Below are 25,668 nucleotides of genomic sequence, written 5' to 3'. Positions count from 1 at the left end.
TTCTTAAGCTCTGAATGGCTCTGTGTTCACCACGGCTGGAACGATAGCGTGTATGAAGTGTGTAATAGTAATGTTAAGCGTGCATTTATTATAACTGGCATGAAAAATGCCGAAGAAAAAAATGTATCGTAATTTTTACATCGCGGATAACTGAGTGTTAATTAATCAAATATCTTCCAGGATGGCGGCAATAATACCGTTTTTGGACGTGATGAGCTTCACAAATATGACGCGTATTAACTGTCAATAAAGCATGAATAAGCGTTTGACATCATCCGGATAGAGGAGAATAATCCGTCCCGTTGGGTCGTTAGCTCAGTCGGTAGAGCAGTTGACTCTTAATCAATTGGTCGGCGGTTCGAACCCGCCACGACCCACCAATAAATTCAACGTGTTAGATATTATCCACTGCACCAGGTTTTACCGAGTGGGACATATTTGAGACATGTTCATTAAATATTGAATCTATTTGGGCAGCATGTTCGGTTAAATGACGTGGCGCAAGGTGGGCATACCGATGCACCATTTCAATACTTTCCCAGCCGCCCATTTCTTGTAATACCGATAGCGGAATGCCGGACTGAATTAACCAGCTCGCCCATGTATGCCGCAAATCGTGAAAACGAAAATTCTCAATACCTGCTCGCATTAAAGCCGACTTCCAAGCCTTATTACTATCCACCCGCATCTTCCTTATTTCTGCAGTTACCGATCCGTCTGGTCGGGTGCAACTCGTTGTGTGAACAAAAACAAAACGATTATGCTTTCCGAACTGCACCCTCAACACGGCCGCCGGTCATTTCAGACGCAGTGACCGGAACAAATCTTTCCATCCCCTCATCACGTTCGGTCTTTGTGACTTTGGCGCAGTAGAAAAGTGCGCAGCGGAAGTGCTGCATTCCACTCGAGCGGCATGTTCGCGGGGGGCGTTCATATCGCCGTAATAAACTCGGGATGGTCGGGCTGTGCCAGTAGTTTTCAGATCACCTTGCTGGCCTTTGGGTGGCGGTGGAGCAGGTAGTACGTCTGGTCAAGCGTCATTCGGGGGGGTAAAGGTGCAAATGGGTGCGTTATCGTAGAGGAATATGCATGATGAATATGCTGTATTAAATGATGATAGGGCAGTAATTGGTATCGGATATTCATTATCAAATGGCGTATATTTGCCTCCTGCAGTGCCAGAGGGAACAACTCAAGAGATAATTAACGATGCTGACTTGATGAAAGAGAGAGTTAGTTTTGTCGAATATTAATAAAATCACGCAGATTTGGCAAACTCAACTAGCTTTGAACCTCATAAGTGATGATGATAGAAATTAACTGGTAGCGTGGATGAAATATGCTCAGGAGGTTAGCGCTGTGGATACCACAGCGCAAAAAATAGTTTGGCCGTCAGAGCCGATTTAGAAACTGCTAGTATATATTTGAGTCCTTTTTTATCAATTTCTTTGATAAATTAATAAATGGCTTCTCTATATATCTATGTGCAAGTCCAGAAATTGCAACGGTAGCGCAAACAGCTAGCGTTGCAAATGCTATGTTGTGATTTAAACTCTCGCCTTTAAATATAAGGAAAATATATATTACAGGCGTGTGAAGGAGATAAATCGAGTATGATCTTTCACCAGCCTCATACAACCAGTTACTTTCAAATAAATCCGTAAGTTTATTGTCAACTAGTGGCAGTAATCCCACGCCGAGTGATATTATTATCATAGCTGCGAAGTATTGTAGCGTTGAAAGTTTAACGCCAACGATAATTACTAATAAGGTTGCGAAAGAAATATAAATCAACGCTTTATAGATTTTATTAAAAGATGGGTATTTTTCAAAAAGCAATTTTGAAATTGAATGTGAAAGTATCCCAAGCGATATGCCGAATAAACATCTAATCATGCCACCAGAAATTATTGTATAGTAACTTTGCGTGATATCACCCACATTGGCGCCTGTGATATAAAATAAAATCACAGAAGCTATTAAGGCGATAAAAACAAATACAAAAGAATAACATGCTAAAAGTACAACAATAGAACCAATATAAAATTCAGTCGAAATAGACCAGGTTGGCGGATTGAAAAATGGTTTCATACCCCCCAAGTTACTTAAAAGCGTAAGATCTCCTACTACACCTCTTTTTGATAGTGTGCCGATCCACTCAGGAAAAAATTCGCCCTGGGATATGAATAGACAGAGTGGTATTAGTAAAACTGCAAATATATGTAAAGGATAAAGTCTGAAAAATCTAACAATTAAAAAAGAAATCACACCAATTTTTTTATTAGATATTTTTTCTTTGTAGTTATAATAAAGAACTATACCAGATAAAATGAAAAAAATATCAACTGCGAATGTTGCGTTCCTGAAGAAGTTAAATCCAGTCCCCCAGCCAGTGAAGTGACTATATGAATGAGACAATGCAACAAAAATAGCTAGTAAACCGCGAATGCCGCTGAGTCCTTTAAGTCTTCGCATGAAATTATACCTTTGAGTTTTGTCTCAAGATTGTAGCAACAAGGCCCCTTACAAGAAACCTTCTTCACCCATTCTTTCGTTGCTGCTCAGGTACCTGAGATTTCTCCGGCTTTTCCCGCTTCACAATTTAAAATCATCGTGATTGCACTGTATGCATGAACAGTATTTTTAAGGGGGCTATGCCAAAGAATTCAGACATCAGAGAGGCATTCGTCAGGAGCCTCACGCGAGATCATAAGCGCGGCCAGGTTGTGACGACGGCTCGATTCGTTTCAGAGTTAGCGAAGCTTAATCACTTCTGGTCAAAGCAGGAGGTGAATGCGTGGATCGAGCGCTATCAAACTTACTTCCGTGATTACACAGACCATCATGGAGAAGATAAATGTTACTTTCTGAAAAACATGGGTTATGTGATTTGACATCTCATATCGGAAGTGACTGGGACAAAGGTGGGACGCATATGAAATGACGAGCGTTAACTACGCTTGCCATCTTTTTGCATGTCGGGACGTGTGAGCGAGGCTACTTGCGGTAAGTTGATGATTTAGAGGGTGGTTCTACGCACTCTTAATCAATTGGTCGGCGGTTCGAACCCGCCACGACCCACCAACAATTTTTAAATCAATGAGTTAATCATAACCCCTCTTTCCCAGGCACTATTTCCCTCATTTGCCGTATAATGCCATTTTTATAAAATGGATAGTAATATACCTGACAATTCGGCACGCCGGTTTTGACGCAAGGATAATTTAAAATTATTCCTTTGTGAGAGTCAGCGGTTGTTTGATTTATAAGCGGATGTTGTTGGCTATTGACTGGCTAAAAAGAGGTTTGTACGTGTCCTGGAAAAATATCAGAATCAAATTAATCAATGTTTTGCTGTCGTGTTATAGCCAGTGTGCAGGAAATCTGAGAAATATAACGTCATTTGATAAAGAGCATGACTTTGAGCGGGTAGTGATATTTTCTACAAAACGGCTGGGTGATTTTATGTTCAGTACGCCGGCCATAAGGGCGGTAAGACGACGTTATCCTGCAGCAAGGATTATTCTTGTTACCAGCCAGCAAAATTCACAGCTGGTTGAGCCCGGTGACAATTTTGATCGCGTTCTTCCTATGGATAATCACTACAGTGACATGAAAAAACTTGTCTCTGTTCTGAGAAGAGAAAAGCCTCAACTAGCCATTATTCTTCATAGCCGCGCCCCTTATGATATTATCGCTTCCATCATGTCGGGCTGTGAATTTATATTTAAAGATTATTACCGTAATGAACCTGCAGGTATGGAGAAGTGGTTGTCCGGTATTACCCGGGGACAATCGAAGCATATTATTCAGAGAAAACTTGATTTAGTCAGTTTGCTGGGCAGCAAACCTGATAATACGGAGATGTTTATACCTGCACGGATTCCTGCATTCGATAAAAAACCTGGCAAGATCCTTATCGGGCTGCAAATGGGGGCATCTAAAATGACGCACCGATGGCCGGTAGAACATTTTGCAGGTCTGGCCAAGCTGTTAATTGAAACGTCACCGCTTTTTCATCTGATCCTGATTGGTTCACCCGCCGAAACTGAGATCGCAGAGCGTTTTATTGCCAGGATGGAAGAGGCGCACGGAGCACAATTTACTGATATTACGGGAAAAACAACTATGCCGGAGTTGTTGTCAGTGATCGATGCGATGGATCTTTTAGTGACTAATGATACAGGACCGCTTCATTTAGCGATTGCAGCTAAAACGAAGACCATCAGTCTGTTCGTGCTTAATTCACCCGACGAAAACGGGCCTTATCAAAACCCGGAATTGCACAAGGTTATTTACAGGCCACCTGTCGAAAATGACCCATCCCACAAGCTGAAACATCCGATGGACAGAATCACCGTTGAGGAAGTCTACAATGCAGTTGTTGAAAAATGCCTGAGTGAGGGCTGATGATGTTCTTCCCTGCGACATGAAAAGTCGCAGGGAAGAAAAATCAGTACATAATCGTCGTATTAGGGCTATCGCCATTTTTGAGTTGTTTTTGTACGCGCATGCACAGGCTGAAGATCAATAAATGAACATGCGTGATAAATGTGCTTTCTTCGGTGAACTGGTCACTGCGTAAGACGACCGTCTCCGAACGATTCTGTTTGGCAACCAGTAACTCAATCCCTTTTTCGCGGAATTCTTCTTCGTAGGCTTTTACGATCCCGGCGGGGGCGATAAGTGTGTAACTGTACATAGGTATTCCTGAAACTGAGTTGAACGTCTGATCGGAAAAATCTTAACAAGAATATCAAATACCAGTAGCTGGCTATTAGCAATTCGGGTGATGTTTTTTTGTACTAATGTCACAGATTGAGATGACTTTTGAAGGTTGCGGACATTCCGTAACCTGCACCTGCCGGTTTTTGTTGCCCGCCACGCGCACACTGCTATCATTCGTTCATAAACTCAGGGAGATAATGATGAAAAAAACACTGGTGGCCTTGGCGGCTTTATTCTTAGCCGGGTGCGCAGCCAATCCTTATGAACCGACGCTGCAGGTTAAGTCATCTTTCGCTAACGCCAGCGCGACCCCGCCGGCAGGGCAGACCCATATCCGTTTACACCGTTTAGAACAGTGGTCAGTTGTGCCGTTTGAGAAAACGTGTCCGCTGATGGTGTTTTTAGACGGACAGACCGTGGCTTCCCTGCATTTTAATCAGTACGTGGATTTGAATGTGCCGAACGGGATACGCACCATTGATGTTCGCATTGCCTGTGCACTGACTAAAACATCGGGTTCGATTACCGTAGATGCGAACGGTAAAAGCATCAGCCTGGAAACGGATCGTAGTTTCTTCGGAACCTATAACATCCGGCCGGCAGGCAGCAGCAATAAATAGCACAATAAATAACCCGCCGAGTGCGGGTTTTTTTTAGGTGCACAGACCATACGTTGGCATCAGAGATAAGACGTTGGCCATCCGGAGATCGGGCTATGTTGCCGCGATCCCGGAAATAAAAGCCCTGCGCCGAGTCACATTGCAGTTCTTCCCGCCACATCAGCATGACGCTGATTCATTGATCATTCTCTTTTTGTCCGTTTTGCGGGGGTTGCTGTCAGTTAGTCAGGCGCAGGCATTTATCGTTTGCGTACTATGGCTTTAACGGAACATAACCGCAGCCTCAATGATAAATGGAGAATCGTATGTTAAACGACCCGTCGCAAAAGTATCGTCCCTTCCCGCCGGTGAATTTACCTGACCGCCGGTGGCCGGGAAATATCCTCGATAAAGCCCCGCAATGGTGTTCAAGTGATCTGCGTGACGGTAATCAGGCACTGGCAGAACCTATGGATAATGCCCGTAAGCGTCAGTTTTTTGATTTGCTGGTGAAGTGTGGTTTTAAGCAGATTGAGGTGGCGTTTCCCTCGGCTTCACAAACCGATTTCGATTTTGTCCGGGGCCTGATTGAAGAAGGGCTCATTCCGGATGACGTGGTGATTCAGGTTCTGACACCTTCGCGCCCGGATTTGATTGCCCGCACTTTTGAGGCGCTTAAAGATGTACCGCGCGCCATCGTGCATTTATATAACGCGACTGCACCGGTATTTCGTGAAGTGGTATTTAATCAGGATCAGGCCGCAACACGCGAGCTGGCGGTTCGCGGCGCTCAGCAGATCCGTCAACTGTGCGGGCAATATTCGCAGACAGAATGGACATTTGAATATTCGCCGGAAACCTTCTGTTTCACCGAACTGGAGTTTGCACTGGAAGTGTGTGAAGCCGTGGCGGATGTCTGGGAGCCGGGCGCTAAAAGACCGATGATCATTAATTTGCCGGCAACCGTGGAGGTCAGTACTCCGAATATTTACGCCGACCAGATTGAATGGTTCTGCCGCCATTTCATCCGCCGGGAACAGGTTTCAATCAGTGTTCATCCGCATAATGATCGCGGAACCGGGGTAGCTTGTGCAGAGCTGGCGATGCTGGCCGGTGCCGACCGCGTGGAAGGATGCCTTTTCGGTAACGGTGAACGCACCGGCAACGTGGATATCGTGACGCTGGCACTGAATCTTTACACTCAGGGCGTCGCGCCGCAGCTGGATTTCAGCAATTTGCAGGCGATTGTCGAGGCAGTGGAAGAATGCAACCAGTTGCCTGTCCATCCGCGACATCCGTATGCCGGTGAACTGGTATTTACGGCATTTTCGGGTTCGCATCAGGATGCCATCAAAAAAGGGTTTGCTGCACAGAAAGTGACGGAGAGCCCTGTCTGGCGCGTGCCGTACCTGCCCTTAGATCCGGCGGATGTCGGTTGCAGCTATGAAGCGGTGATCCGCGTTAACAGTCAGTCTGGGAAAAGCGGAGCGGCCTGGTTGCTGGAGCAGAATCACGGGCTGAAATTACCGCGTGGTTTGCAAATTGATTTCAGCAAAGCGGTTCAACGTGAAACCGATACGCATGGCAAGGAAATGAGCACCAGCGATATCTGGCGGCTGTTCCGTCAGCGTTACGGATTAACCGATCAACCGGGGGTAAAATTGCTGAGTTACGACATTCGCAGCGATGAGCAAAATGTCTGCCATTTCAGTGCACGGATCCGTTATCGCAATGAAGAACAGCATATCGCCGGTAGCGGTAATGGTTTGCTGTCCGGTGCAGCCGATGCGCTGCGTCGCAGTTACGACGTGCAACTGGAAATCGGTGATTATCACGAACATACGCTGGGGCATCAAAGTCACAGTCGTGCTGTGGCGTATCTGAGTTGTCGCGGGCGGTTGGGGGAAAATTATTATGGCGTAGGCATCGACAGCGATGTGTCCAGCGCCTCATTGCAGGCGCTGTTCAATGCAGCCAGTGCTGTTATGGCTGATTAAAATATTCGCTGGGTGAGACGCCGAGTGACCGGCGAAACATCGCACTGAAGGCACTCGGGCTGTCGTAGCCGAGTGCCAGCGCCACATCAATAACGGAAATCCCCGCAGCAAGCTGATTCAGCGCTTCGAGCAATTTTGCCTGACGAACCCAGTCACTGAAACGTAATCCGGTTTCGCGCTGGAAACGGCGCGAAAGTGTGCGGCTGCTGATATCCAGACGCTGCGCGACATCTTCCAGCTCCCAGGATGAACACAGATCTGCACGAATCTGTTGGCAAAGTTCGGTCAGCTCCGGCTCTTTTGGTTCCGGCAGGTAAAGGGGCAGCGTCGGCAACAGACGCAGTTCATCGAGTAATAATTCCATGATGCGTTCATCGCGCCCGCCGGACAAATAATCGGCCGGAATGGTCAGCGATGATAAAATCAATTCACGCAGCAGCGGAGAAATCTGTACTACCTGGCATTGCGCAGGTAAATCAGCACGGGCCAGGGGATCGACAAACAGTGTGCGGGCCTTGACACCACCGATAAAACGCAGGCTATGTTCAACATAGGCAGGCAGCCAGACTCCCCGCCCGGGCGGCACCATCCAGGTGCCGAGTGACGTATGCACTTCTACAATGCCGGATAGCGTATGAATCAGCTGTGAGCAGTTGTGACTGTGGGCGGGTTCGCTGTCGCCATGTTGATAATCAATGGCCAGAGGCGCAATCGCCTGATGCGGAGCAAGGAAGTTGTGATGCATTGATCAATGATGTTTCTGTTTTTTGGCATCTTCTACGGCTTGCCTGGCTTCTTCTGCCGCTTTTTCAATTTCTTCTTCAGTCAGTTGTTCCGAAACTTCAAACAGTTCGCCCAGCCCGTCACTGACATGGACTTCATCGGCTTTGCTTTTGTTTTCTTTATTATTTTCATCGCTCATGCGTATGTCCTCATTGAATGAATCAGGGCTTGATTATAGCAGACATTACGGGGGATAACCGGAAGGAGAAGGCAGAGCCTGCCAGGCGACAGACTCTGAAAAAGCATTACTGGCGGTAAGCGAACTTAATTTGCTGCAGGGAATTTTTGAACACTTCAGCCTGCTGTTCGTCTTCCATCTGCGCGACAAAACGTTCCATATTCAGCATCACTTTACCGGCGTCAGCCTGGCCAATCGCTTTCAGGATCAGGGTCAGGGTGGCTTTCAGGCAGGCAACTTCTGTAGCCAGTGTTTCAACGTTTGCTTCCGTTGTAAAATCGCAATTACTCATTATTTTTATCTCCTCAGGCATGCTGTCAGGCAGCGTACTGAATTCTGAACCGGTGAAAAGTGGCCGCATTTTAGCATAGATGGCATGTTTTAGGGCAGCGTCAGAAAGGATGCTTAAAATGCGCGGCGATGTGCCCGCATATAGACTTTTCTGACAGTCAGTAAAGAATACTAAACATAATGAGTGGTTGAGAGTCTTTCATGTTTATGTGCAGAGTTATTCATATAAGCCATCGGCAATTCGTGCGATCACAAATAATAATTGGATATATCATAGATATATGAAGGGACCGTGTTGACGCTTAAATAGTCAGGCCGGTGTAAAGAGAGTTTCAGATAAGAGAAAAGACCGGCGGTTATTTTCTTGCAGTCTAAAGAAGAACGCAAATTTCCCTGGTTCACCGTTGATTAGAAAGGTATTTTTTATAATTTATTAAGGCCGGTGATTGTACTTCTCATTTACATTCAGCAAACTAGTTTTTTGCAGACATTTCTTGGTCAGGAACGCCTGATAGAGTAAAATACGCAGGCTATAATAAATCACAGTATCTTTCTGTTTTAAAAATACTACCGATGAGCGGTAGTGGGGCGAGTTTGTTGATATTGGCCTCTTATTTGTCACCTTCTCTTCATTTATAAGCTGTCTGAGAGCAAATTTAATGTTCGCTACGTAGGTTTACGTAAGACAAGTGTGAAGTCCCTGACGGTGTGTTGCCCTTATTTTTTGGAGAATTCTCTTTGATTAGCGTTCTTCTTGTTGATGACCACGAACTGGTGCGCGCAGGGATCCGACGCATTCTGGAAGATATCAAAGGCATCAAAGTTGTTGGTGAGGCGCAATGCGGTGAAGATGCCGTCAAATGGTGTCGGACCAATGACGTTGATATCGTACTGATGGATATGAATATGCCAGGTATTGGCGGGCTTGAGGCGACCAAAAAAATCGTCCGCTTTTCCCCCGGTATCAAGATCATCATTTTAACGATTTATACTGAAAATCCGCTGCCGGCCAAAGTAATGCAGGCGGGGGCTTCCGGTTACCTGAGCAAAGGGGCGGCTCCGCAGGAAGTGGTCAATGCCATTCGTCTGGTTGACTCGGGTCAGCGTTATATTGCCTCCGACATTGCTCAGCAAATGGCATTAAGCCAGATTGAACCGCAGTCCGAAACGCCTTTTGATTCCTTATCCGAGCGTGAACTGCAGATCATGCTGATGATCACTAAAGGGCAAAAGGTCAATGAAATTTCTGAACAACTTAGCTTGAGCCCGAAGACCGTTAACAGTTATCGTTATCGGATGTTTAGTAAATTAAATATCAGCGGTGATGTTGAGTTAACACATCTGGCAATACGACACGGTTTATTCAACACGGAGACTTAATCAGGCAGTGAGTGATGAGCGTTTCGACCCAAAAGCCTTTCTGAAAACGGTTACCAGCCAGCCGGGCGTCTACAGAATGTATGACGCCAGCGGCACCGTAATCTACGTAGGTAAAGCCAAAGACCTCAAAAAACGTCTTTCGAGTTATTTTCGCGTCCAGGTTTCCAGCCGTAAAACCGAAACTCTGGTCAAAAACATCGCGCAAATTGATGTCACCGTGACCCACACGGAAACCGAAGCGCTGCTTCTTGAACATAATTACATCAAACTTTATCAGCCACGTTATAACGTATTGTTGCGCGATGATAAGTCATATCCGCTGATCTTCCTCAGCGCGGATAACCATCCAAGACTGTCAGTACATCGCGGCGCTAAGCACGCCAAAGGTGAGTATTTCGGGCCTTTTCCGAATTCCTATGCCGTACGTGAGACACTGGCGCTGCTGCAAAAACTTTTCCCGATACGCCAGTGTGAAAACAGCGTTTACAGCAACCGTTCACGTCCTTGTTTGCAATATCAGATTGGCCGCTGTCTGGGGCCGTGTGTCAAAGGGCTGGTGAGTGAGGAGGATTATAAAGATCAGGTGGAATATGTGCGCCTTTTCCTCTCTGGTAAAGACCAGCAGGTGGTCACGCAACTCGTCAACCGCATGGAAGAGGCCAGTAAAACGCTGCGTTTTGAAGATGCCGGACGGATACGCGATCAAATCCAGGCTGTACGCCGTGTGACAGAACGACAGTTCGTGTCGGGTAACAGCGAAGATCTGGATGTGATTGGCGTGGCCTTCGACTCAGGCATGGCTTGCCTGCACGTTCTGTTTATCCGTCAGGGCAAAGTATTAGGCAGCCGTAGTTATTTTCCAAAAGTACCGGGCGGCACCGATCTGGGCGAAGTGGTGCAAACCTTCGTCGGACAATTTTATTTACAGGGCAGTCAGCAACGGACACTGCCCGGTGAAATTCTGCTGGATTTCAGTCTGGCGGAAAAAGATCTCCTGGCCGATTCGCTCAGCGAACTGGCCGGGCGCAAAGTACAAATCCAGAGTAAACCACGGGGCGACCGTGCCCGTTATCTGAAACTGGCGCGCACCAATGCCTCTGCCGCGCTGACGACCAAACTGGCGCAGCAGTCGACAATCCATCAGCGGATGTCAGAACTCGCAAAAACACTCCATCTTGCGGAAATTAACCGCATGGAATGCTTCGACATCAGCCATACTATGGGCGAGCAGACGGTCGCGTCCTGCGTGGTTTTTGACAGCAATGGTCCGGTACGTTCTGAATACCGGCGCTATAACATTACCGGTATTACGCCCGGCGATGACTACGCGGCGATGGCGCAGGTACTGCAACGTCGCTATGGCAAAGCGCTCGATGATAATAAAATTCCTGACGTCATTTTTATTGATGGTGGTAAAGGGCAACTCGGCATGGCGCTGGATGTATTTCATTCGCTGAATGTAGAGTGGGACAAATCTAAACCTTTACTGATTGGTATTGCGAAAGGTGCGGATCGTAAAGCCGGGCTCGAAACTCTGTTCTTTGTGCCAGAAGGTGAAGGGATCGCGTTACCTGCGGATTCACCGGCGTTACATCTCATCCAGCATATTCGTGATGATTCGCATAACCATGCCATTACCGGCCACCGGCAGAGACGTGCAAAAGTCCGTACGACCAGCGCACTGGAAGAAATTGAAGGCGTCGGACCGAAACGGCGTCAGGTTTTACTGAAGTACATGGGAGGCATTCAGCCATTACTGAATGCCAGCGTAGAGGAAATTGCGCAGGTACCGGGTATTTCAATCGCATTGGCAGAAAAGATTCATAATGCGTTGAAACACTAAGGGCAATGTAGCAACATACTCATAATATCCACACCGGACAAACAGTTACCTTCGCTATGCAATTTAATATACCTACGTGCCTTACCCTGTTCCGCGTTGTACTGATACCGTTCTTCGTGCTGGCCTTTTACCTGCCTTATCCGTGGGCATCAATGGCCTGTGCGCTGATTTTCGTTTTTGCTGCCGTGACAGACTGGTTTGACGGCTATCTGGCTCGCCGCTGGAAGCAGACGACGCGTTTCGGTGCATTCCTTGATCCGGTCGCCGATAAAGTGATGGTGGCGATTGCGCTGGTGCTGGTGGCTGAGTATTTTCATTCCTGGTGGATTACTCTCCCGGCCGCCACCATGATTGCCCGTGAAATCATTATTTCCGCGCTACGTGAGTGGATGGCTGAGATTGGCAAACGCAGCAGTGTGGCGGTTTCCTGGATCGGTAAAGTGAAAACCACAGCGCAAATGCTGTCGCTGGTCGCGCTGTTATGGCGTCCTGATGCCATCGTGGTGTGGGTGGGTGTCGTTGCACTTTATATTGCGGCAGTGCTGACTTTCTGGTCAATGTTCCAATATCTGAACGCTGCGCGCCATGATTTGCTGGAACCCTGATCAAACTGCCGCAAAAAACGTCAAACGATCGCATGAAGCAGATAATTTTATTGACTCAATCTGTCAGGTCAGTAGAATGCAACGCATCGGAAGGCAGCCAGTCTTGTGCCAAAAGATTAGTTAAAAAAATCAGTATGTTCTGATTAAAGCGGGAATAGCTCAGTTGGTAGAGCACGACCTTGCCAAGGTCGGGGTCGCGAGTTCGAGTCTCGTTTCCCGCTCCAAATTTTCTTAAACTGATTGTTGAATTGGTTTAAGTGCAAGACAAGTAGTAAGATTTAAGGCGCGTTAACAAAGCGGTTATGTAGCGGATTGCAAATCCGCCTAGTCCGGTTCGACTCCGGAACGCGCCTCCAATTTTCCCGGAGCCCGGGTGGTGGAATCGGTAGACACAAGGGATTTAAAATCCCTCGGCTTATGGCTGTACGAGTTCAAGTCTCGTCCCGGGTACCATGGAAAATTAACCGAATAATCAAAAGCAATACAAGTAGTAATGTCGTTTATAGCCACCCTCGGGTGGTTTTTTTATGCCTGAAATTCATGCCTTGCTGATGCAATAAAAAAGGCCACCTGTACAGGGGCCTTAAGTGTTTCTTCGATACATCCTTCACGCACACGGCCTCAGACAGAATGAAATATTCTGAACACGGTGTCGGATGTTAAATTAAAAGGGATGAAGAAAACAGAGATTAAAACAGCCCCGAGGGGCGTTTTTAGGGTCAGAATTCACCCGATGAATCAGTGTTGCTCAATGCCCTGATTGATAGCGGCAAATGGTAGTTAGGCTGGCTGGTGAAAAACGCCTGCAGAGCAACGCGTTTCTTCCTGTCGATTGAGATCTCTTCCATGGTTTTGCGGAAGATACTGTACCGGCCACAAGAAGTGCAGGTCACAGTAACTATTTTCGCCGACATATTAACCGACGTCTTATTCGTGCTTTGACACAACGGACACTCGTCTTGAGCGCTTAAAACTGTGGAACTCATAAAACCTCCGGTTTTACTTAGAGCGGGCAATAGTCTAGCACAAAAAGGCGTCAGTTACTTAACGATAATTTAATTATCAGTGGATTTCAGCGCCAACTCAGTGTAGAGAGCGCACAAGCCGCTGATGAGAAGAGGAAAGTTTTCTGCCACTTTTCTCCGCTTTTCTCCTCATCATCTTGCATTACACTTAAGGTATTCGTTCCGATTATGGATTTTTGCCAAGTATGATTTCTGCTCTGTACCAGCGTATTGATTGTTCAATATACAGACACATTTATATTGTCGGCGATTTGCATGGTTGCCTGAGTCTGCTTGAGGAGAAACTGGCGAAAGTGGCTTTCGATCCCCACCGTGATCTGCTGTTATCGGTGGGCGATCTGGCCGATCGTGGGCCTGACAGTATCGGCTGTTTGAAACTGCTTAATGAAAGCTGGTTCGCCTGTGTACGTGGAAACCACGAGCAGATGGCGATTGATGCCATACACGAAGAGAATATCTCGCGCTGGTTACGTAATGGCGGAGACTGGTTTTATGCACTTGATCAGGAGCAACAGGAACAGGCAAAAGCGCTGATTTTACAGGCTGACAAGCTGCCACATATCCTCGAACTCACCACCCGTGCGGGCAGGCACATCGTAGTGGCTCATGCTGATTATCCTTCCGGCGAATATGTTTTCGGTAAACCTATGGATGGTTATGAAGTTATCTGGAATCGTGACCGTGTGAATTATGCGTTGGCCGGTCGTTTTCAGTCGATTACGGGCGCTGATGAATTTTATTTTGGACATACGCCGGTCGAGTCTGCCATGCAATTTGCCAATCAGTTTTATATTGATACGGGTGCTGTGTTTGGCGGTTATCTGACACTTCGTCAGTTGCAGTAATGTCAGTGTTAGAGGGGTTTGCGGTGGCTGGCGGGCAGCGGTATAGTGGGCGGCTGCGAACCGGGAAGGCGTGAGATAGCATCATGGAAAATAAGCGTGAAGACAGGATCCAGCGTCTTTTGCTGGCATTAAAAAAGACCGACAAAATTCACCTTAAAGAAGCGTCCTTACTGCTTGATGTTTCGGAAATGACGGTCCGTCGGGACCTCAGCGCGGCCCCTGCGCCGGTAATTTTGCTTGGCGGTTATATTGTTATTGATCCGAAAAATAATCCGGCGACGCATTACTTTATCAGTGAACAGAAAACACGCCATATTGCTGAGAAACAACGCCTTGCTGCCCGCGCGGCCAGCCTGATCCAGGATAATGACACGGTATTTTTTGACTGCGGTACAACAATGCCTTATGTCATTGAAAATATTGCCGATGACCGGGTGTTTACCGCCATTTGCTATTCGCTGAATACCTTTCTTGCGCTACAGGAAAAACCTCACTGCGAAGTTATCCTGTGCGGTGGGGCGTTTAAATCCAGTAACAGTATTTTTACGCCTCTCGGACGCAGCAGTGAGCTCGACTTTATCCGCCCGGCGAAAGCTTTTATTTCCGCTGCGGGCGTCACGATCGGGCACGGTGTGACGTGTTTTAATTTTGATGAGTTACTGATGAAACATCAGGCCATAGAACGCTCAGCGCAGAGTATTCTCGTTGCTGACAGCAGCAAGTTTGATCAGGTCAGGCCCGCCGCTATCGCACCCCTCGCACGATTTAATGTGGTGGTCAGCGATGCTGAACCACCACAGGCTTATCTCGATTTTTGTGTGCAGTCCGATATTGCATTGCTGGTTTAACGCTTTCAGCGGATTGCCGGGATTTTTTCGACTGACTGATAGAGAACCACTTCCCAGATGCCATTGTTGGAACCGTCGCTGAGATAGTGTTCAAAGCACGCTTTTCCGTCCGGACGATAGGTCGTACTGGTCAGCAGTTGGCTATAGAATTCCCGCCAGACCTTTTCAAAATTGCCGTCTGTTATTGTGGTGTGATACGCCGCATACGTGCCTCCCGGCAATGTTTGCAACGCCAGTCCCTGTGCATCATCCAGAATAAAATTATCGGCTACACATACTGACGGATCAGCACGCAAAGCTTCTGGCGGCGTGATGTCAGGATTATCATGAAACCACGTCAGCCATTCATTTTGCGTCTGATGGTGCCGCGCAGCCCATTTCATCAGTTGCTGAAAACCACTGTGGATTGACTCCTGATAGGGGCCAACCACCCGGTAGCTGACCAGCTTTTTGGCCGGTCTCTCTACAATTAATAATGCCATGATGATCTCCTTTTATCTGACATGCATTGAGCGGATTCCATGGTGAGTAGAATGTAAGTGCAAAACTATAACAGTTTGACGATTAACAGCAGTTAACTGCTCTACGCGCTATAACAGTTGTCGTGATAAAATAATACAATCAGATTGCATTATAGTCGTGACGCAATGAGGTATGAGATGGACGTAATCAAAAACGTATTAAACAGTGAAATTGATCGCATCAACCGCCTGGAAGGGCGCGATGGTAAGGCGCGGATCAATGCTGAGTTTTTTGTAAATCACCCATGGTTATGCCTGGCTATGCTGGTTGGGTATATCGCCGTAGGCATCGTCATGTACGTTTCACCTTATATGGGGCTCGGATGGTTTATCGGATTTACGGCTTTCCTGATCTTTATGTCCGCGATGTTATTGCTGGAAATTAAACCGGTTTATCGCTATGAAGATATCGGGGTGCTCGATTTACGCGTTTGCTATAACGGCGAATGGTATTTCAGCCGTGAGCTTCCCGCTGATGCCGTGAAGCAAATTCTCAGCGCTGCTGAGGTCAGTGAACACATTAAAAACCGGATAGAATCGATTGTCCGCCACAAAGGTTTTGTGGATTTCTATGATGTCTATGATCTGGCCCGGCTGGAGCGCCAGTTGCCAGACGGCACCGGAACCGCACAGTTAGCTCACTCATAACACCGCTAAACATGGCAACAGGCCATGACGTTACCCTGCATGCTCTGATAAAATAGCGGCTGGACATCATTTTCGTGAATGTATATCACTGTGCGAAAAAAGATGTTGAGCCGTTACAGGAGCGACCAGTGGAACGAATCAAACTTACCATTCATCATCTGCACAAAATCATTTCGGGCGAAAAACAGGATGCACAAGCTACCGCACGCATTTATGCTGGCGATGAACTGTTAGTTACCGAAACGATGACCGGGCAGGCTGCGCATTTTGATCGTTTCATCAAAGCCGAACACGATAACGGCAAACCTTTGAGAGTGGAGTGGGACAGCGACGGCAGTGCACAAATGTCCGTGGCCCGTGCCGAAGTGTGTCCTTGCTGTGGCGGCGACGCCTTACACGATTGATTTAATCCGGCAATGGCCGCAAGCAGAGTAAAAGCCAGGCAGAGGTGAATGATGAAATTTATCAGCAACGAATTTGAATACCGTCAGTGGATAATGGATGAAATATTCCAGGCGAGCGCGGTAGGCGAAACCTCTGAGTTTGCCGATCAGGAAGTGGATGATTTTATCTTTGACGCCCGCCCGGTGGCTTATCCGTGCGTGGCTGTGATGATCCAGACACCCGGCGAGCCAGGGGTGTGTGAACCACGTTTTTTCTACAAAGAGCAAATCTTTGAGTGGGCACATAAAATGGGATTTGGCTTCGACAGCTAACGCCCTGATGCTTTAACGCAGATTCAGCCCTAAGTCAGACTCAGGGCTGGTTGTCAGCCGCTGACGCAGTGATTATCAGACATTTTTCCGGTCAATCTTCTCTTCGCCCCAGAACAAATGGTCTTCCTTGGTTTTGGCGAATGCGATAGGCAATACTTCATCGTTGCCTTCTTCCCAGATTTTCTGTGCCAGCGTCTCGTCGTTATTCGCCAGTTCGAAAATGGCCTCAGCGATTTCGTGAGAGGTTTCACGGGTATTTGCCCACGCTTTGATGTTTGACGTCGTCATCCGGTTCTCCTCATATTTATTTCGAAAAAGTGTCTCCGTGACACCGTTGCATTCACTATAACTATGGTTTCCTGATGCACTTTATGCAAATCCTGCGGCCTCAGGGCACAAAAAAACCGACGCCGGGCATGGCCTGTCGTTTATACTGGATACGATTTTGAACATTTAAGGTGATGAGAATGAGCGACGATATTTTTGATTTTGACATTGATGCTGCACTGGAAACTGCCGAAGTTAAAGCAGCTGAAAAAGCAGCGGAAGTGCCTGAAGCCGTTCAGGACGAAAGTGACTGCGAAGGCTGCAAAATCTGATTTTGCCCGGCTGATTTCGCACAACAAAGCAGCAAACAGAAAACCGCCACGGCGGTTTTTTTGTGTCTGTCATTCAGGGTTACTTCGCCCTTATGCGCTGAATTTCCTTTGCCGCCATAGCGTTGCAACGGGTTGCCCGCAATGGCGTACTGATGCAATTGTAAGGGTTCCGTTAAGGGTTTTTTTTTGGGATAAATTCCTATAGAACAGGAAGATAGCCGGGAGTACTTTGTCACCACCTGATAAGCAGGTTGTGAGGTTCACAATGAAAAAACTGATTTTAGTTCTCGCCGTTTTGCTAACTTTGCCAGCTGTCGCACAGGCGAACGTCGAGCTTGGCGTTAATATGCCAGGGTTGTCACTGCATATTGGTGACCGTGACGACCGCGGATACTATTGGGATGGGGGCGACTGGCGTCCACCGGGCTGGTGGGAGCATCATTATCGTGATGAAGGCCGCGGTCATTGGGTTTATTACGAACCGGCACCACCGCCACGCTACTGGCATCATGAATACTGGCATGAAGGTCCGCCACCCGGCTATTGGCGCGATGGTCCTCCTGGTCACTGGCGTGATGGCCCTCCGGGACACTGGCGCGAAGGTCCGCCTCCGGGGCGTTGGTAACACAAGTTTGATGAGTTGAATGACAGGCGTTAAAAAGATTTTGGGAACAGGGTTGGCAGTGGCGATGCAAAAGTATCCCCAATGTCAGTTCTGTTCCCTTCACATCCCATCCCATCCCATCCTAAGCTAGCCTGGCCCTTATCCCCCGCGATTAATAATATTCTCCTAACTAATTGGTTTATCAATGAAAGTAACGTGATTCATTTGTTTGAATTATATAAGGATGTGTTTTTTTGCTATTAAGTGCGGATGGGTTCGGTAAAAGCCTTTTAAGAGCAATTGCAGCTTGCTAATGATCATTTGTATGTTAATTTCCTGTTATGAGATCGGCAATGGATGGCTCGACTACGGCACATATCTGATGAAACAGGCCGTCACACAGGGGAAAACCCTGTCAGATATGTAATATGTCATTTAGCGAGATTATCCCTATGCAACTGATTAAAAACGACTTTGAATACCGTACCTGGATGCTGGATGCCTATTTCTATCAGGATAAAATAGAAGGCGATAAGTTGCTGACTGATGAGGAAATGGATGATTTTCTTTTTGAATATCGTCCGCAGGAATACCCGTGTCTGGGCAGCGTGACACCCTCAAAGGAATGTTCGCTGGAGCTGGACATCACTTTCTTTTATCGGGGGCACATTTCAGAGTGGGCAAAATCAATGGGACTGATAAGCACCAAATAATTCCCTCTTACTTTATCCGTCTTACAAAAAGCGCCTGAGGGCGCTTTTTGTCGTCTGGCATCAGGAAGCCTGATTCTGCGGCGGCACGTCGGTTGAGTTCTTTTTAACCGGCTGCTGTGGTTTGCCTGAGAACAGGAACCGCAGGATAGGGATGCGCTTATGGATCTCATACAGCAAAAAGGCGATACCGAATACAAATACCAGCCCCAGCCAGAACCCCAACCAGTCGCTATGGATTTTCGGTGTAATGAACGCCCCGTAAATCAGCGTTAAAGGATGGTGGATAAGATAGATAAATAAGGATGAATTGACCAGGTAGGTGATCCACGGTGCCTGGAAATTGAGTAAATAGTGGCTGAAGGAAAACACCACATTGACCATCAGGAACCCGAGCAGGGTTGTGATGATGGCATCGATTTCCATCGAGTACAGCTGGGGTGTATTGACATGTTGATTGAACATGTAAGCCGCGAACAGGAAAATGCTGACTACACCGGCGGTAGCCGAGGGTTTCAGAAACAGTTCTTTCAGCCAGGAGAATTTATAAGCAAGCGCACCCAGGATGAAAAATGGCAGATAAAACAGTGTCTGCATGACAATGAAATTAAATGCACCGTTGGAAAGTAAATGCGGCGCAAAAAGATACAGGCTTCGGTTAAATGCTGCGTAAATTAAACCGATAAATAAAAAGATAATTGAGAGTTTTCCTAAGCTGTTTGTACGGCTTTTTATTATTTGAATACGACTAGTCTTAATTTCTTTAATGAATTTGAAGAGGTAAAAACAAATGCTGGTGAGAATGACCAGGGTTAGCAGGAACCATAAATGCGAAACCAGTTCCCAGACGGTAATGTTAATTTTCTGATAAAAATCCAGATTATCCCAATCAGAAAATTTGCTGGTGAATTTCATCAGAAAATAGAGTTGGGGGATAGTGATCAGCGGGAAGGCTGCCGCCAGTGGAATGGCAACACGCTCCAGGCGCACCTTCAGCCATTGCTGTGGATCATAACGCTCATACAGCATATAAGAAAAATAGCCGGAGATAACAAAGAATACCTGCATACGAAAGGCGTGAATAACATCATTGAATATTGTCAGGCCGTGAGAAGGTATTGCACTGTTTACCGCCCAGATATGACTGGAGTAAATCAATGATATATGAAAAGGAATACCCAGCAGCATCAAATATGCGCGGATGGAGTCTAAGAAAAACTCACGTTGTGGTTTTGGCTGTGTCATTACGTATCCATTGTAAGTAGCTCATCCTAATTTTAGAGCGTAATTTGTCTTTAAGGCTAATTTCGCACGTAAGCAAAAATGACCATCGTTGACATTAGTTTAGTTTCTAACCTTAAAACATGCTTTGTTATAGGACAAGTTTCCATAGCCGGAGTTTCAACGAATTGATATCCTTGTACCCTGTTGCGCTTAAACGGTTCATCAATGGATGAACCATCGACTGCTCAAGTTGTCGGAAACCTGACACTTCCCTTAAAATAGTTACAGTGAATGAATGAAGCGCGCGTAGGAGACAAGGTGTCAGATAAAAATTTTTCCATAGGGTCACGTATGATCAAAGTCCGTTTGCTAAGTGCCGCAGTGTTGATGACCATGTTCACCTCATCTGCCTGGGCTTTTTCTATAGATGATGTTGCCAAACAAGCGAAGGCATTAGCCGATAAAGGTTACGAAGCGCCGAAAAGCAATCTTCCGTCTCAGTTCCGCGATCTCAAATTCGCAGATTATCAACAAATTCAATTCAATCATGACAAGGCGTACTGGAAAAATCTGAATACGCCTTTCAAGCTTGAATTTTATCATCAGGGTATGTACTTCGACACGCCGGTGAAAATCAATGAAGTGACCGCCGATTCAGTCAAAGAGATCAAATACAGCCCGGACTATTTCAACTTTGGCAACGTCAAGCATGACGCTGACTCAGTGAAAAACCTCGGCTTTGCCGGCTTCAAAGTGCTTTATCCCATCAACAAAGCCGACAAAGATGATGAGATTATGAGTGTGCTGGGCGCCAGCTACTTCCGCGTCATCGGTAAAGGCCAGGTTTATGGTTTGTCTGCCCGTGGTCTGGCGATCGATACTGCGCTGGCTTCCGGCGAGGAATTCCCACGTTTTCGTGAATTCTGGATCGAACGTCCTAATCCGGATGAAAAGCATTTAGTCATTTATGCCTTACTGGATTCTCCGCGTGCGACCGGCGCTTACCGTCTGGACGTTTATCCGGGTAAAGAAGCCACTGTTGACGTACAGTCTCAGGTTTATCTGCGCGATAAAGTTGGCAAACTGGGTTTGGCTCCGTTGACCAGCATGTTCCTGTTTGGCGCAAACCAGCCTTCGCCGGTGCTTAATTACCGTCCGGCGCTGCATGATTCCAACGGTTTGTCTATCCACGCGGGTAACGGTGAATGGATCTGGCGTCCGCTGAACAATCCGAAACACCTTGCTGTCAGCCAGTTCTCTATGGAGAACCCGAAAGGCTTCGGTCTGCTGCAACGTGGTCGCAGTTTCTCTAACTTCGAAGATCTGGATGACCGTTACGACCTGCGTCCAAGTGGCTGGGTTGAAACCAAAGGCGACTGGGGTAAAGGGAAAGTTGAGCTGGTGGAAATTCCGACTGCGGATGAAACCAACGACAACATTGTGGCTTTCTGGACCCCTGATCAGTTGCCTGATGCCGGCAAACCGCTGAGCCTGAACTATCGTTTACATTTCACCCGTGAAGAAGAGAAATTGCACTCTCCTGATCTGGCGTGGGTCGAACGCACTATGCGCTCTACCGGTGACGTGAAACAGTCGAATCTGATCCGTGAGCCGGATGGCAGCGTGGCTTTCCTGGTCGACTTTGTCGGTCCAAACCTGAAAGCACTGAAAAGCGACACGCCGGTGGTGTCTCAGGTCAGCGTGGGCGACAACGGTGATCTGGTTGAAAACTCCGTACGCTATAATCCTGTCACAAAGGGCTGGCGTCTGACGCTGCGCCTGAAAGTTAAGGATCCTAAGAAGGCGATCGAAATGCGCGCTTCTCTGGCCAATGGCGATAAAACTCTGAGTGAAACCTGGAGCTATCAGCTGCCTGCAAATGAATAAGTCAACGCACTCTACTCAAGATTATGTAGAAGCCTTGCCGCTTACTGATGAACAGAAAGCGGCGCTCTCTCAGCAGCTTCCTGCTGAGCAGGAGCTGGCTTTTGCTACTGTACATCACCGTTTAGGCGGTGATGTAACGACCACGGTTAATGCGGCCGATCCTGATGCGCCTCTGGTGTCAGTGAAAGCCCGTGTCGGCGCAAGCTGGCCTGATGCCCTGGAAAAGGGCACCTTAGACGAAACCGATAACGAAGGGCGCACGATTACCCGCGCCATGCCACCGGTTAAACGCTCCAGCATGTTCCCTGATGTCTGGCGCACCAACCCGGTCGGGCGTTTCTGGGACAACCTGATGGGGCGCAGCGCGGTTTCGCGTCACACTACGTCACATATGCCTGAGTCGGAAAAGCGCTGGCGCCACGCCGGTTCCGTGCGTCGTTATATCCTGCTGGTTCTGATGCTGGTACAGACGGCAATTGCTACCTGGTACATGAAAACCATTCTCCCGTACCAGGGCTGGGCACTCATCGATCCAAGCGATATGCTCAATCAGGACTGGCAACAATCTGTTCTGCAATTACTGCCTTACGTTTTACAGACCGGGATCCTGGTGCTGTTTGCCATCCTGTTTTGTTGGGTGTCGGCAGGATTCTGGACCGCGCTGATGGGCTTTTTGCAATTGCTTATCGGCCGGGACAAATACAGCATTACCGCGTCGACCAAAGGTAATGAGCCGCTGAATCCGAACAACCGTACAGCATTGATCATGCCGATTTGTAACGAAGACGTGGAGCGCGTTTTCGCGGGTCTGCGTGCAACGTATGAATCAGTCAAAGCGACGGGAGATTTGGATCAGTTCGATATCTACGTGCTGAGCGACAGTTACGACCCGGATATCTGCGTAGCGGAACAAAAAGCCTGGATGGAAGTGTGCCGCGACGTTGAGGGTCACGGACGTATTTTCTATCGCCGTCGTCGCCGTCGTGTAAAACGCAAAAGCGGTAACATTGATGACTGGTGCCGTCGCTGGGGCGGGGAATATGCCTATATGGTTATTCTTGATGCCGACAGCGTCATGAGTGGCGAATGTCTGACCGGCCTGGCCCGTCTGATGGATGCCAACCCGAACGCCGGTATTATCCAGTCTGCGCCAAAAGCCTCAGGCATGGATACGCTGTATGCGCGTTGCCAGCAATTTGCGACCCGTGTTTACGGCCCGCTGTTTACTGCTGGTTTGCATTTCTGGCAGTTGGGCGAATCCCATTACTGGGGCCATAACGCCATTATCCGCGTGAAACCGTTTATTGAGCACTGTGCACTGGCACCGTTACCGGGTGAAGGTTCCTTTGCGGGTTCCATCATGTCTCATGACTTTGTGGAAGCGGCATTGATGCGTCGTGCTGGCTGGGGTGTATGGATTGCTTATGATCTGCCCGGCAGTTATGAAGAGTTGCCACCGAACCTGCTCGATGAGCTGAAGCGCGACCGTCGCTGGTGTCACGGGAACCTGATGAACTTCCGTCTGTTCCTGGTAAAAGGTATGCACCCGGTTCACCGCGCGGTGTTCCTGACGGGGGTCATGTCTTACCTGTCTGCACCGTTATGGTTTACCTTCCTGGCTTTGTCGACCGCATTGCAGGTCGTGCACACGCTGATGGAACCGCAGTATTTCCTGCAACCCCGTCAGCTATTCCCGGTATGGCCGCAGTGGCGTCCGGAACTGGCGATTGCCTTGTTCTCGACCACCATGGTGTTGCTGTTCCTGCCAAAACTGCTGAGTATTGTGCTGATTTGGGCGAAAGGGGCAAAACAGTTTGGTGGAGCATTCCGTCTGCTGATTTCCATGTTCCTCGAAATGCTGTTCTCAGTATTGCTGGCACCGGTACGTATGTTGTTCCACACTGTCTTCGTGGTCAGCGCGTTCCTGGGTTGGGAAGTGGTCTGGAACTCACCGCAGCGCGATGACGACGATACTCCATGGGGCGAAGCCTTTAAACGTCACGGTTCTCAGCTGTTGCTGGGTGCGGTCTGGGCGGCCGGTATGGCGTGGCTGGACTTGCGTTTCCTGTGGTGGCTGGCACCCATCGTTTTCTCTCTTATCCTGTCGCCAATCGTCTCTGTACTGTCGAGCCGGGCAACGTTAGGGATTAAGAGTAAGAAAGCCAAACTGTTCCTGATCCCGGAAGAATACGATCCTCCGCGTGAACTGGTGGCTACCGAGGAATACCTGACGCTGAACCGTTCGCGTAAGCTGCAAAACGGCTTTATGCATGCAGTCTTCGATCCGGGCTTCAACGCGCTGGCAACGGCGATGGCAACATCCCGCCACCTGCTGCGTGAAACGGTAGAAAACGGCCGTCGTGCTCATCTTGAGCATGCGCTAAAAACCGGTCCTAAGGATCTGGGCAAGGCGGATCGCCTGATCCTGTTAAGTGATCCGGTGCTGATGGCGCGTTTACACTCTGCCGTGTGGACGCAACCTGATCAGCAGGTATGGAGTGCTTACTACGCGCAACTGCCTCGTAATGTGCAGGCATTCCCTGTCACTCAGACGCCTGAAGTTAAATCCGCCTGAAAATGACATGGGGTAAATAAAAAACGGGCAGTATGTGAACGCATACTGCCCGTTTTCTTTGTGACGAAAGGCGGATTACACTTTAGCGGGGAGCGCCGGAATTTTTTACCTTGCCTTAACATAAGGCACACAGGGTGCGTGATAAGCTGACGGTGTTGCTGAATAGACTTCTTTTGAATTGAATCGACAGGTTGGGTGAGTGATTAATCGGGTTATTTTTCGCGGGTGTGCGCTGGCATTGCTGGCGACGATGCTGACCGGATGCGGCAGTATTATCAGCCGGACTGTGCCGGGACAGGGGCATGGTAACCAGTATTATCCCGGGGTGCAGTGGGATTTACGGGACAGCCCGTGGCGTTATGTCACTGTTATCGATGTTCCTCTGTCGATGATTGTCGACACGTTCATGCTGCCGGTTGACGCCCGCCACGGGCCTTATGAATAAAGTGACTTAATCGATATCACGACCCGGGTATTCGTCTTCATCGTCCCATTCTTCAGATGCCGCTTTACCTTCTTCAGTATCGAGCGGCGGTTCATGCTGATATTCACCTTCATCCCATTCATAAAGCGTGGCTTCTTCCTGCCATTCTTCTTCGAGTTCTATCAGATCATAATCCTCATCAAAGATGGCCTGCGCCGCTGCACCGCTGCGGAACGTCAGCGCATCGATGGAATCTCCTTCACCATTGAGGAACTCCGCCTGCCACATCACATCGCCATCCTGCATGATATATTTTTGCAGATTAAACTGATCCGGAATGGGTTCTTCGTCGTCATGGATCCGATCCTGCGCGGCTTCGAGGAATTCTTCGCGGGCGGCATCAATAGCTTCTTCAAGCGTTGCGTACATGCTCATTGTTGTCTCCTGAGTTGAACGATAAAGAGATCTGCAGCAAATAGCGTTATTAATGAATAAGTAACAGCCATCTGACAGTGAAAAACCTGATTAAAAGAGTGTTGTCGATAACTGACAGGATGCAAGTTTTCAGACGAAATCAGTCAGATTTTTTCTGCTATTCTCATTTTCTTACCCGCGCCGTTGCGGCTATTTAAAAAAGA

At 47.9% G+C, this 25,668-nt stretch carries 27 protein-coding genes, 4 tRNA genes and 1 pseudogene; 22 read left to right on the top strand and 10 right to left on the bottom strand.

The genetic code is table 11. The annotated features are described in order from the left end of the window. Positions 1 to 304 precede the first annotated feature (304 nt). A tRNA-Lys gene (locus ETV65_RS05485) sits at positions 305 to 380 on the top strand. 14 nt (positions 381 to 394) lie between these two features. Here ETV65_RS05485 and ETV65_RS05480 read toward each other — a convergent pair. Continuing rightward, a pseudogene (locus tag ETV65_RS05480) lies at positions 395 to 787 on the bottom strand (site-specific integrase); the annotation flags it as partial. 298 nt (positions 788 to 1,085) lie between these two features. On the opposite strand from ETV65_RS05480, the gene ETV65_RS24890 reads away from it, so the two are divergent. Continuing rightward, positions 1,086 to 1,253, top strand: coding sequence for a hypothetical protein (locus tag ETV65_RS24890; RefSeq protein WP_165383695.1), 168 nt, complete (start codon positions 1,086 to 1,088; stop codon positions 1,251 to 1,253). Between the two features lie 160 nt (positions 1,254 to 1,413). On the opposite strand, the gene ETV65_RS05470 is transcribed toward ETV65_RS24890, so the two are convergent. After that, a complete protein-coding gene (locus ETV65_RS05470; RefSeq protein ID WP_129951875.1) occupies positions 1,414 to 2,475 on the bottom strand; it encodes an acyltransferase in 1,062 nt (353 codons plus the stop codon). Between the two features lie 837 nt (positions 2,476 to 3,312). Between ETV65_RS05470 and ETV65_RS05465 the strand changes: the two genes are divergently transcribed. After that, positions 3,313 to 4,410: a glycosyltransferase family 9 protein gene (locus ETV65_RS05465; RefSeq protein WP_165383694.1), complete on the top strand. Its 1,098-nt coding sequence runs from the start codon at positions 3,313 to 3,315 to the stop codon at positions 4,408 to 4,410. Between the two features lie 43 nt (positions 4,411 to 4,453). On the opposite strand, the gene ETV65_RS05460 is transcribed toward ETV65_RS05465, so the two are convergent. Beyond that, a complete protein-coding gene (locus ETV65_RS05460) occupies positions 4,454 to 4,702 on the bottom strand; it encodes a hypothetical protein (protein ID WP_129951873.1) in 249 nt (82 codons plus the stop codon). A gap of 223 nt (positions 4,703 to 4,925) precedes the next feature. On the opposite strand from ETV65_RS05460, the gene ETV65_RS05455 reads away from it, so the two are divergent. Both ETV65_RS05455 and leuA read left to right on the top strand, forming a co-directional pair. Then, entirely contained in the window at positions 4,926 to 5,348 is a 423-nt protein-coding gene (locus tag ETV65_RS05455; RefSeq protein WP_235173145.1) for a hypothetical protein, read from the top strand. Positions 5,349 to 5,653: 305 nt separating this feature from the next. After that, positions 5,654 to 7,324 carry a 2-isopropylmalate synthase gene (gene leuA, locus ETV65_RS05450; RefSeq protein WP_129951872.1) on the top strand — a complete coding sequence of 557 codons (1,671 nt, stop codon included), beginning with the start codon at positions 5,654 to 5,656 and terminating at the stop codon, positions 7,322 to 7,324. Here the strand turns inward: leuA and ETV65_RS05445 are convergent. The 3 genes from ETV65_RS05445 to ETV65_RS05440 all read right to left on the bottom strand — a co-directional run bounded on the left by ETV65_RS05445 (position 7,311) and on the right by ETV65_RS05440 (position 8,577). Then, the gene (locus tag ETV65_RS05445; RefSeq protein WP_129951871.1) at positions 7,311 to 8,069 is read right to left on the bottom strand and encodes a helix-turn-helix transcriptional regulator; all 759 of its coding nucleotides are present in this window, start codon (positions 8,067 to 8,069) and stop codon (positions 7,311 to 7,313) included. The genes leuA and ETV65_RS05445 overlap by 14 nt on opposite strands. Before the next feature lie 3 nt (positions 8,070 to 8,072). Further along, complete coding sequence (locus ETV65_RS24885) at positions 8,073 to 8,246, bottom strand: hypothetical protein (RefSeq protein WP_165383693.1); 174 nt, start codon at positions 8,244 to 8,246, stop codon at positions 8,073 to 8,075. Positions 8,247 to 8,352: 106 nt separating this feature from the next. Further along, entirely contained in the window at positions 8,353 to 8,577 is a 225-nt protein-coding gene (locus ETV65_RS05440; RefSeq protein ID WP_015697982.1) for a DUF2594 family protein, read from the bottom strand. 737 nt (positions 8,578 to 9,314) lie between these two features. On the opposite strand from ETV65_RS05440, the gene uvrY reads away from it, so the two are divergent. From uvrY to deoR, 8 genes are all read left to right on the top strand, one after another. Then, the gene (gene uvrY, locus ETV65_RS05435; RefSeq protein WP_129951870.1) at positions 9,315 to 9,956 is read left to right on the top strand and encodes a UvrY/SirA/GacA family response regulator transcription factor; all 642 of its coding nucleotides are present in this window, start codon (positions 9,315 to 9,317) and stop codon (positions 9,954 to 9,956) included. Positions 9,957 to 9,963: 7 nt separating this feature from the next. Continuing rightward, positions 9,964 to 11,799: an excinuclease ABC subunit UvrC gene (gene uvrC / locus ETV65_RS05430; protein WP_129951869.1), complete on the top strand. Its 1,836-nt coding sequence runs from the start codon at positions 9,964 to 9,966 to the stop codon at positions 11,797 to 11,799. A 56-nt stretch (positions 11,800 to 11,855) separates the two neighbouring features. Next, entirely contained in the window at positions 11,856 to 12,404 is a 549-nt protein-coding gene (gene pgsA / locus ETV65_RS05425; RefSeq protein WP_129951868.1) for a CDP-diacylglycerol--glycerol-3-phosphate 3-phosphatidyltransferase, read from the top strand. A 148-nt stretch (positions 12,405 to 12,552) separates the two neighbouring features. Next, positions 12,553 to 12,628, top strand: a tRNA-Gly gene (locus ETV65_RS05420). A 58-nt stretch (positions 12,629 to 12,686) separates the two neighbouring features. After that, positions 12,687 to 12,760, top strand: a tRNA-Cys gene (locus ETV65_RS05415). Between the two features lie 11 nt (positions 12,761 to 12,771). Further along, positions 12,772 to 12,857 (top strand) — tRNA-Leu (locus tag ETV65_RS05410). 757 nt (positions 12,858 to 13,614) lie between these two features. After that, positions 13,615 to 14,274 (top strand): metallophosphoesterase, encoded by a 660-nt coding sequence (locus ETV65_RS05400; RefSeq protein ID WP_129951867.1) that lies wholly within the window; start codon positions 13,615 to 13,617, stop codon positions 14,272 to 14,274. Positions 14,275 to 14,357: 83 nt separating this feature from the next. Continuing rightward, complete coding sequence (gene deoR, locus ETV65_RS05395; protein WP_129951866.1) at positions 14,358 to 15,122, top strand: DNA-binding transcriptional repressor DeoR; 765 nt, start codon at positions 14,358 to 14,360, stop codon at positions 15,120 to 15,122. 5 nt (positions 15,123 to 15,127) lie between these two features. Here the strand turns inward: deoR and ETV65_RS05390 are convergent, their stop codons facing one another. After that, the gene (locus tag ETV65_RS05390) at positions 15,128 to 15,604 is read right to left on the bottom strand and encodes a GyrI-like domain-containing protein (protein ID WP_129951865.1); all 477 of its coding nucleotides are present in this window, start codon (positions 15,602 to 15,604) and stop codon (positions 15,128 to 15,130) included. A 177-nt stretch (positions 15,605 to 15,781) separates the two neighbouring features. Between ETV65_RS05390 and ETV65_RS05385 the strand changes: the two genes are divergently transcribed. From ETV65_RS05385 to ETV65_RS05375, 3 genes are all read left to right on the top strand, one after another. Further along, positions 15,782 to 16,291: a YlaC family protein gene (locus ETV65_RS05385; protein WP_129951864.1), complete on the top strand. Its 510-nt coding sequence runs from the start codon at positions 15,782 to 15,784 to the stop codon at positions 16,289 to 16,291. A 128-nt stretch (positions 16,292 to 16,419) separates the two neighbouring features. Continuing rightward, the gene (locus ETV65_RS05380; RefSeq protein ID WP_129951863.1) at positions 16,420 to 16,695 is read left to right on the top strand and encodes a hypothetical protein; all 276 of its coding nucleotides are present in this window, start codon (positions 16,420 to 16,422) and stop codon (positions 16,693 to 16,695) included. Positions 16,696 to 16,743: 48 nt separating this feature from the next. Further along, positions 16,744 to 17,007, top strand: coding sequence for a hypothetical protein (locus ETV65_RS05375; protein WP_015690199.1), 264 nt, complete (start codon positions 16,744 to 16,746; stop codon positions 17,005 to 17,007). A gap of 75 nt (positions 17,008 to 17,082) precedes the next feature. Here the strand turns inward: ETV65_RS05375 and ETV65_RS05370 are convergent, their stop codons facing one another. Beyond that, positions 17,083 to 17,295: a YccJ family protein gene (locus tag ETV65_RS05370; RefSeq protein ID WP_129951862.1), complete on the bottom strand. Its 213-nt coding sequence runs from the start codon at positions 17,293 to 17,295 to the stop codon at positions 17,083 to 17,085. Positions 17,296 to 17,474: 179 nt separating this feature from the next. On the opposite strand from ETV65_RS05370, the gene ETV65_RS25310 reads away from it, so the two are divergent. The 3 genes from ETV65_RS25310 (at position 17,475) to ETV65_RS05360 (ending at position 18,923) form a co-directional block, all read left to right on the top strand. Beyond that, complete coding sequence (locus tag ETV65_RS25310) at positions 17,475 to 17,606, top strand: hypothetical protein (protein WP_013576285.1); 132 nt, start codon at positions 17,475 to 17,477, stop codon at positions 17,604 to 17,606. A 265-nt stretch (positions 17,607 to 17,871) separates the two neighbouring features. Beyond that, the gene (locus ETV65_RS05365; protein ID WP_129951861.1) at positions 17,872 to 18,231 is read left to right on the top strand and encodes a DUF2502 domain-containing protein; all 360 of its coding nucleotides are present in this window, start codon (positions 17,872 to 17,874) and stop codon (positions 18,229 to 18,231) included. A gap of 431 nt (positions 18,232 to 18,662) precedes the next feature. Beyond that, a complete protein-coding gene (locus tag ETV65_RS05360) occupies positions 18,663 to 18,923 on the top strand; it encodes a hypothetical protein (RefSeq protein ID WP_129951860.1) in 261 nt (86 codons plus the stop codon). Positions 18,924 to 18,983: 60 nt separating this feature from the next. Here ETV65_RS05360 and mdoC read toward each other — a convergent pair whose 3' ends face one another. Beyond that, positions 18,984 to 20,165 (bottom strand): glucans biosynthesis protein MdoC, encoded by a 1,182-nt coding sequence (mdoC, locus tag ETV65_RS05355; RefSeq protein WP_129951859.1) that lies wholly within the window; start codon positions 20,163 to 20,165, stop codon positions 18,984 to 18,986. A 330-nt stretch (positions 20,166 to 20,495) separates the two neighbouring features. Here mdoC and ETV65_RS05350 point away from each other — a divergent pair, with 330 nt between their 5' ends. The 3 genes from ETV65_RS05350 (at position 20,496) to ETV65_RS05340 (ending at position 25,051) form a co-directional block, all read left to right on the top strand. Further along, the gene (locus ETV65_RS05350; RefSeq protein WP_129951858.1) at positions 20,496 to 22,031 is read left to right on the top strand and encodes a glucan biosynthesis protein G; all 1,536 of its coding nucleotides are present in this window, start codon (positions 20,496 to 20,498) and stop codon (positions 22,029 to 22,031) included. Further along, positions 22,024 to 24,606, top strand: a complete 2,583-nt coding sequence (gene mdoH, locus ETV65_RS05345; protein WP_129951857.1) for a glucans biosynthesis glucosyltransferase MdoH — start codon at positions 22,024 to 22,026, stop codon at positions 24,604 to 24,606. Before ETV65_RS05350 ends, mdoH begins: the two co-directional genes overlap by 8 nt. Before the next feature lie 199 nt (positions 24,607 to 24,805). Then, positions 24,806 to 25,051 carry a YceK/YidQ family lipoprotein gene (locus ETV65_RS05340; protein ID WP_129951856.1) on the top strand — a complete coding sequence of 82 codons (246 nt, stop codon included), beginning with the start codon at positions 24,806 to 24,808 and terminating at the stop codon, positions 25,049 to 25,051. Positions 25,052 to 25,057: 6 nt separating this feature from the next. Here the strand turns inward: ETV65_RS05340 and ETV65_RS05335 are convergent, their stop codons facing one another. Further along, on the bottom strand, positions 25,058 to 25,465 hold the full coding sequence (locus tag ETV65_RS05335; protein WP_129951855.1) for a MysB family protein: 408 nt from the start codon (positions 25,463 to 25,465) through the stop codon (positions 25,058 to 25,060). Between the last annotated feature and the right edge of the window lie 203 nt (positions 25,466 to 25,668).

The organism is Rahnella sp. RFA10(1/100) (genome assembly GCF_004195115.1).
In the GTDB taxonomy this organism is placed as follows: domain Bacteria; phylum Pseudomonadota; class Gammaproteobacteria; order Enterobacterales; family Enterobacteriaceae; genus Rahnella; species Rahnella perminowiae.
This window is presented reverse-complemented; position numbering and strand designations above follow the sequence as displayed.

Coding starts and splice junctions, on each gene's coding strand:
- ETV65_RS05335 (WP_129951855.1), bottom strand. CDS start 25,465: ATGAGCATGTACGCAACGCTTGAAGAAGCTATTGATGCCGCCCGCGAA.
- ETV65_RS05365 (WP_129951861.1), top strand. CDS start 17,872: ATGAAAAAACTGATTTTAGTTCTCGCCGTTTTGCTAACTTTGCCAGCT.
- ETV65_RS05390 (WP_129951865.1), bottom strand. CDS start 15,604: ATGGCATTATTAATTGTAGAGAGACCGGCCAAAAAGCTGGTCAGCTAC.
- ETV65_RS05460 (WP_129951873.1), bottom strand. CDS start 4,702: ATGTACAGTTACACACTTATCGCCCCCGCCGGGATCGTAAAAGCCTAC.
- deoR (WP_129951866.1), top strand. CDS start 14,358: ATGGAAAATAAGCGTGAAGACAGGATCCAGCGTCTTTTGCTGGCATTA.
- mdoH (WP_129951857.1), top strand. CDS start 22,024: ATGAATAAGTCAACGCACTCTACTCAAGATTATGTAGAAGCCTTGCCG.
- ETV65_RS25310 (WP_013576285.1), top strand. CDS start 17,475: ATGAGCGACGATATTTTTGATTTTGACATTGATGCTGCACTGGAAACT.
- ETV65_RS05455 (WP_235173145.1), top strand. CDS start 4,926: ATGATGAAAAAAACACTGGTGGCCTTGGCGGCTTTATTCTTAGCCGGG.
- ETV65_RS24885 (WP_165383693.1), bottom strand. CDS start 8,246: ATGAGCGATGAAAATAATAAAGAAAACAAAAGCAAAGCCGATGAAGTC.
- ETV65_RS05350 (WP_129951858.1), top strand. CDS start 20,496: ATGATCAAAGTCCGTTTGCTAAGTGCCGCAGTGTTGATGACCATGTTC.
- ETV65_RS05370 (WP_129951862.1), bottom strand. CDS start 17,295: ATGACGACGTCAAACATCAAAGCGTGGGCAAATACCCGTGAAACCTCT.
- leuA (WP_129951872.1), top strand. CDS start 5,654: ATGTTAAACGACCCGTCGCAAAAGTATCGTCCCTTCCCGCCGGTGAAT.
- ETV65_RS24890 (WP_165383695.1), top strand. CDS start 1,086: ATGCATGATGAATATGCTGTATTAAATGATGATAGGGCAGTAATTGGT.
- ETV65_RS05470 (WP_129951875.1), bottom strand. CDS start 2,475: ATGCGAAGACTTAAAGGACTCAGCGGCATTCGCGGTTTACTAGCTATT.
- ETV65_RS05445 (WP_129951871.1), bottom strand. CDS start 8,069: ATGCATCACAACTTCCTTGCTCCGCATCAGGCGATTGCGCCTCTGGCC.
- pgsA (WP_129951868.1), top strand. CDS start 11,856: ATGCAATTTAATATACCTACGTGCCTTACCCTGTTCCGCGTTGTACTG.
- ETV65_RS05385 (WP_129951864.1), top strand. CDS start 15,782: ATGGACGTAATCAAAAACGTATTAAACAGTGAAATTGATCGCATCAAC.
- mdoC (WP_129951859.1), bottom strand. CDS start 20,165: ATGACACAGCCAAAACCACAACGTGAGTTTTTCTTAGACTCCATCCGC.
- ETV65_RS05375 (WP_015690199.1), top strand. CDS start 16,744: ATGATGAAATTTATCAGCAACGAATTTGAATACCGTCAGTGGATAATG.
- ETV65_RS05440 (WP_015697982.1), bottom strand. CDS start 8,577: ATGAGTAATTGCGATTTTACAACGGAAGCAAACGTTGAAACACTGGCT.
- ETV65_RS05400 (WP_129951867.1), top strand. CDS start 13,615: ATGATTTCTGCTCTGTACCAGCGTATTGATTGTTCAATATACAGACAC.
- ETV65_RS05360 (WP_129951860.1), top strand. CDS start 18,663: ATGCAACTGATTAAAAACGACTTTGAATACCGTACCTGGATGCTGGAT.